Origin of the sequence: Stenotrophomonas sp. HMWF023 (assembly GCF_003060985.1) — a bacterium.
GTDB lineage: Bacteria > Pseudomonadota > Gammaproteobacteria > Xanthomonadales > Xanthomonadaceae > Stenotrophomonas > Stenotrophomonas lactitubi.
Window position 1 is genome coordinate 1 of the sequence record NZ_QAIJ01000263.1, and the last position, 5,406, is coordinate 5,406.

The following is a 5,406-nucleotide window of genomic DNA, read 5'->3' on the forward strand; positions in this document are numbered from 1 at the left end:
GCCGCGGACACCCCCGCAACCGGACCCACCCCGCCATCCCACGGAATCCCCGCTGTTGCCGTTGATGTTGCTGTTGCCGTTGCCGTTGCCGTTGCTTCGGCAGGTGCAGGGCGCAGCCCTGCCGACACCCCTTACCGCTCCGAATGCCCGCTCTGGTCGTAATCGCGCGGACTGAACAACTCCGGCTGGATCAGCTCGACAAACGCCCGCGCCTGCGCCGACAACGCCTTGCCGCGGCGAACGATCACCCCGTAACTGCGCTCGGGGAACCAGCGCTTCATCGAACGCGCCGCCAACCGCTCGTGGTCGGCATCGTTCAGGCACAGCGCCGGCACGATGGAAATGCCCATGCCCATCGCCACGTACTGCTTGATCACTTCCCAGCCGCCCACTTCCAGCGCAACCGTGTAGGCGATGCGGTGGCGCTGGAACACCTGGTCGACCAGCCGGTAAGTGATCTGCCGCTTCGGCGGCAGCACCAGCGGGTATCGGGCGATGTCGACCAGTTCCAGCTCGCCACCGCTGGCCAGCGGATGGTCATGCGGGGCGATCAGCACCTGTTCGAAACGGTAGGCCGGGGCGTAGCTGAGGTCGGCCGGCACATCGGTCATCGAGCCGATCGCCAGGTCGGCGGCATCCTCGCGCAGCAGGTCGGTGCCGTCGGCGCTGATGGCGTTGTGCAGGGTCAGGCGCACATCGGGGTAATGCTGGCGGAAGCGTTCGACGATCTTCGGCAGCAGGTACAGGATGGTCGAGCTGTTGGCGGCGATGTTCAGCTCGCCCGCGTCCAGCCCGCGCACCTTGTCGCGGAAGCGCGCTTCCAGGCCGTCCAGGCTTTCCACCAGCGGCTGCGCCATTTCATACAGCAACTGGCCCTCGCGGCTGGGCACCAGGCGCCGGCCGCTGCGCTCGAACAGGGGCACCCCCAACTCACGCTCCAGCGCCTGCAACTGCAGGCTGATGGCCGGCTGGCTGACGAAAAGCGCCTCAGCTGCCCGTGAGACAGAGCCCAGCCGCACCGTTTGGCAGAACGCGCGCAGCGGCTTCAGCCGATCGGATTTGTAGGAAAAACGAGGACTTGGCGAGGCGCGTGTGGTCATGGCGTCACAAGTATTAGCACAAGTTATGTAAAGCATTGCAATAACTGTTTTGCCAAATACAGGGCTGCAGCCGCACGGTGGAGTCGTTCCCCCACGCTGGAGTCCTCCCATGTCCGCCGTCGCTTCCGCTGTTCCTTCCACCGCCGCCAAGGCCACGCCGGGCATCGCCCTCGCGACCCAGGTGGCCGGTCAGGCCACCGTGCTGCCGGCACCGCTGCTGGCCCTGCTGGTGTCCCTGCACCGGGCGGTGGAACCCGGCCGGCAGACGCGACTGCAGGCCCGCCGCGAGCGCCAGGCGTTCTTCGACCAGGGTGGCCTGCCGGACTTCCGCCAGGACACCACCGCGATCCGCAGCGGTGACTGGACCGTGGCGCCGCTGCCGGCCGCACTGCAGGACCGCCGCGTCGAGATCACCGGGCCGACCGACCCGAAGATGGTCATCAACGCGCTGAACTCCGGTGCCAAGGTGTTCATGGCCGACTTCGAGGATTCGACCTCGCCGACCTGGCGCAATCTGTTGGCCGGTCAGCAGTCGCTGGCTGCTGCGGTGCGCGGCGACCTGCAGTACACCGCTCCGGCATCCAACGGCAAGGCGGGCAAGCACTACGCCCTGCGTCCCTACGACGAGCAGGCCGTGCTGATCGTGCGCCCGCGCGGCTGGCATCTGGACGAGAAGCATGTGCGCGTCGATGGCCAGTTCCTCGCCGGCGGCCTGTTCGATGCGGCGGTGTTCGCCTTCCACAATGCGCGCGCGTTGCAGTCCAGGGACCGTGGTCCGTACTTCTACCTGCCCAAGCTGCAGAGCATGGAAGAGGCGGCGCTGTGGGAGACCGCGCTGTCGCACATCGAAGGCATGCTCGGCCTGCCGCACGGCCAGATCAAGGTGACCGTGCTGATCGAAACGCTGCCGGCAGTGTTTGAAATGGATGAGATCCTGCACGCCCTGCGCGATCGCATCGTCGGCCTCAACTGCGGGCGCTGGGATTACATCTTCTCGTACCTGAAGACCTTCCGCCGCCACGCTGACCGCGTGCTGCCCGAGCGCGGCCAGGTGACCATGACCCAGCCGTTCCTGAAGGCGTATTCGGAACTGCTGATCCAGACCTGCCATCGCCGCGGCGCACATGCGATGGGTGGCATGGCCGCGCAGATTCCGATCAACAACGACGCTGCTGCCAACGAGCAGGCAATGGCGCGGGTGCGTGCCGACAAGCTGCGCGAAGTGAGCGCCGGCCACGATGGCACGTGGGTCGCGCATCCGGCGCTGATTCCGGTGGCGATGGCGATCTTCGACGAACACATGCCCACGCCCAACCAGCACCACGTGCTGCGCCAAGACGTGCGCGTGGGCCGCGACGAACTGATCGCGCGTCCGCCGGGCACGATCACCCGCGCCGGCTTCGAAGGCAATGTCGAAGTCTGCGTGCGCTACCTGGCCGCGTGGCTTGACGGCAACGGCTGCGTGCCGATCCACCACCTGATGGAGGACGCAGCCACTGCCGAGATCAGCCGCAGCCAGCTGTGGCAGTGGCTGCACACGCCGGGCCAGCAGCTGGACGACGGCACCGCCATCGACCTGGCGCTGCTCGATACCACCCTGGCGCAGCTGCCGGCGCGCCTCGGCGATACCTCGGCGCTGCCCGGTGGCGGCCGCATCGAAGAAGCCATCACCCTGCTGGCCGAGCTGAGCCGCAGCAATGAACTGACCGACTTCCTGACCCTGCCGGCGTACGCGCGCATCGACTGATCGCTGCACGCCACTTTCCTCGCCGCTTCCTTCCCCGCTGCATCCGCACGAACAGAACTGGAGATAGACATGAGCACGCTGCCCACTGCCGAACAGATCCAGCACGACTGGGACACCAATCCGCGCTGGGAAGGCATCCAGCGCAACTACAGCGCCGCCGACGTGGTGCGCCTGCGCGGCACCGTCCATATCGAGCATTCGCTGGCCCGGCTGGGTGCGGAAAAGCTGTGGAAATCGCTGCATGAGCGCGACTTCGTCAACGCGCTCGGCGCGCTGACCGGCAACCAGGCCATGCAGCAGGTGAAGGCCGGGCTGAAGGCGATCTACCTGTCCGGTTGGCAGGTGGCGGCCGATGCCAACCTGGCCGGTCAGATGTACCCGGACCAGTCGCTGTATCCGGCCGATTCGGTGCCGGCGGTGGTCAAGCGCATCAACAACACGCTGCTGCGTGCCGACCAGCTGCACCATGCCGAAGGCAAGGATGACATCGACTTCCTGCAGCCGATCGTGGCCGACGCCGAAGCCGGTTTCGGCGGCGTGCTCAACGCCTTCGAACTGATGAAGGCGATGATCGAAGCCGGTGCTGCCGGCGTGCACTTCGAAGACCAGCTGGCCTCGGTGAAGAAGTGCGGCCACATGGGCGGCAAGGTGCTGGTGCCGACCCGCGAGGCGATCGAGAAGCTCAACGCCGCGCGCCTGGCCGCCGACGTGCTGGGCGTGCCGACCCTGCTGGTGGCGCGTACCGACGCCGAGGCTGCTGATCTGCTGACCAGCGACATCGATGGCAACGACACGCCGTTCGCCACCGGTGAGCGCACCGTGGAAGGCTTCTACAAGACCCGCAACGGCCTGGACCAGGCCATCAGCCGTGGCCTGGCGTACGCGCCCTATGCCGACCTGGTGTGGTGCGAGACCGGCAAGCCGGACCTGGAATTCGCGCGGAAATTCGCCGAGGCGATCCATGCGAAGTTCCCGGGCAAGCTGCTGGCCTACAACTGCTCGCCCAGCTTCAACTGGAAGAAGAACCTGGACGACGCCACCATCGCCAAGTTCCAGAAGGAGCTGGGCAGCTACGGCTACAAGTTCCAGTTCATCACCCTGGCTGGTTTCCACGCGCTGAACTACGGCATGTTCAACCTGGCCCACGGCTATGCGCGCCGGCAGATGAGCGCCTTCGTGGAACTGCAGGAAGCCGAGTTCGAAGCGGCCGAGCGCGGCTTCACCGCGGTCAAGCACCAGCGCGAGGTCGGCACCGGCTACTTCGATGCGGTGACCCAGGCGATCCAGCAGGGGCAGTCCTCGACCACCGCGCTGACCGGCTCGACCGAGGAAGAGCAGTTCCACGGCGGGCGCAGCGAACGCGCCGCGTGATCCGGTAGTGCCGGCCGCTGGCCGGCAACCACACGATGCTCCGGGCGCTGCGTGGCAGCCGGCCAGCGGCCGGCTCTACCGGGGCTGCGGATCCGATCAGGGTGGCCAGGGAAGGGCCAGACGACGCCGGCAGATCGGGGGATCTGCCGGCGTCGTTGTATCTGTGGCTGCCGCGACAATCGGCGTCGCGGCGTCGCCAAGATATTGAAATGGCTTGCTTTCCTTCTGCCGCCAATACGGGTGAATGGGGCATTCCCCTGCTTATGAGACGGAGCGCCGCGTCTTCACAAAAATGAGAAGCGGCGCACAGTTTGATTCACTGATATGCTCCGCGGCTCACCAGGGGACGCTGGCGGCGGGTGCAGGGAATGACCGGCAGGGGTGCGGCCGAGAACATCGACACGACAACCGGTATCGCCAAGGTGGCGATGGCCGAAATCGTGCACGCGCTTCTTTCCGAAGAAGAGGTCACCCTGTTCGCCCGGTTTGCCCAGCCCTGCAGGCTGCAGGCGGGCCAGTGGCTGTTCCAGCGCGGCCATCGCGGCGAGTGCATGTACATCATCCTCGAAGGCCTGATCGAGCTGGATTTCGGCGAGGACCTGGTGCTCAAGACGCTCGGCCGGCATGAATTTTTCGGTGAGCTCGGCCTGTTGATGGGCGACCATCTGCGCAGCGCCAGCGCGCGGGTGATGGCCGACTGCTACGTGCTGGAACTGGGGCCGGCGGATTTCCATCGCCTGGTCGAGTCCGATCCGGGCCTGGTGGCCTACTTCCTGCGGCGCACGATCCTGCGCGTGCTGACCAACGAGCAGGCCCTGATCAGCCAGCTGCGGCGGCGCAACCATGACCTGGAAGCTGCGCTGGACAACCTGTACATCACCACCCACCAGCTGACCCACACGCGTGAGCTGGTGCGCACCGACGAACTGACCGGCCTGCACAACCGCCGCGGCCTGGCCCTGTACCTGCAGGAATGCCACACGCAGGAAGAAGGGCCTCCGCAGGCATTGCTGCTGATCGACTGCGACCGGTTCAAGCAGATCAACGACCGCCACGGCCACCAGGCCGGTGACCGGGTGCTGCAGAGCATGGGCAACATCCTGCGCTCGATGGCCGGTGAACATGACCTGGCCTGCCGCCTGGGCGGCGACGAGTTCTGCCTGATCCTGCGCCGGGGCAACACCGAGA

4 protein-coding genes are annotated in these 5,406 nt (G+C 66.4%); 3 read left to right on the forward strand and 1 reads right to left on the reverse strand.

Features of this window, described 5'->3' with window-relative positions; translation table 11 throughout:
* Positions 1–131: 131 nt before the first annotated feature.
* On the reverse strand, positions 132–1,100 hold the full coding sequence (locus DBR20_RS15090; protein ID WP_108266744.1) for a LysR family transcriptional regulator: 969 nt from the start codon (positions 1,098–1,100) through the stop codon (positions 132–134).
* Positions 1,101–1,209: 109 nt separating this feature from the next.
* On the opposite strand from DBR20_RS15090, the gene aceB reads away from it, so the two are divergent.
* The 3 genes from aceB to DBR20_RS15105 all read left to right on the forward strand — a co-directional run.
* Complete coding sequence (gene aceB / locus DBR20_RS15095; protein ID WP_108266745.1) at positions 1,210–2,847, forward strand: malate synthase A; 1,638 nt, start codon at positions 1,210–1,212, stop codon at positions 2,845–2,847.
* 69 nt (positions 2,848–2,916) lie between these two features.
* Complete coding sequence (gene aceA / locus DBR20_RS15100) at positions 2,917–4,218, forward strand: isocitrate lyase (protein WP_108266746.1); 1,302 nt, start codon at positions 2,917–2,919, stop codon at positions 4,216–4,218.
* 368 nt (positions 4,219–4,586) lie between these two features.
* The coding region (locus DBR20_RS15105) for a GGDEF domain-containing protein (RefSeq protein ID WP_108266747.1) at positions 4,587–5,406 on the forward strand (820 nt) is incomplete at its 3' end.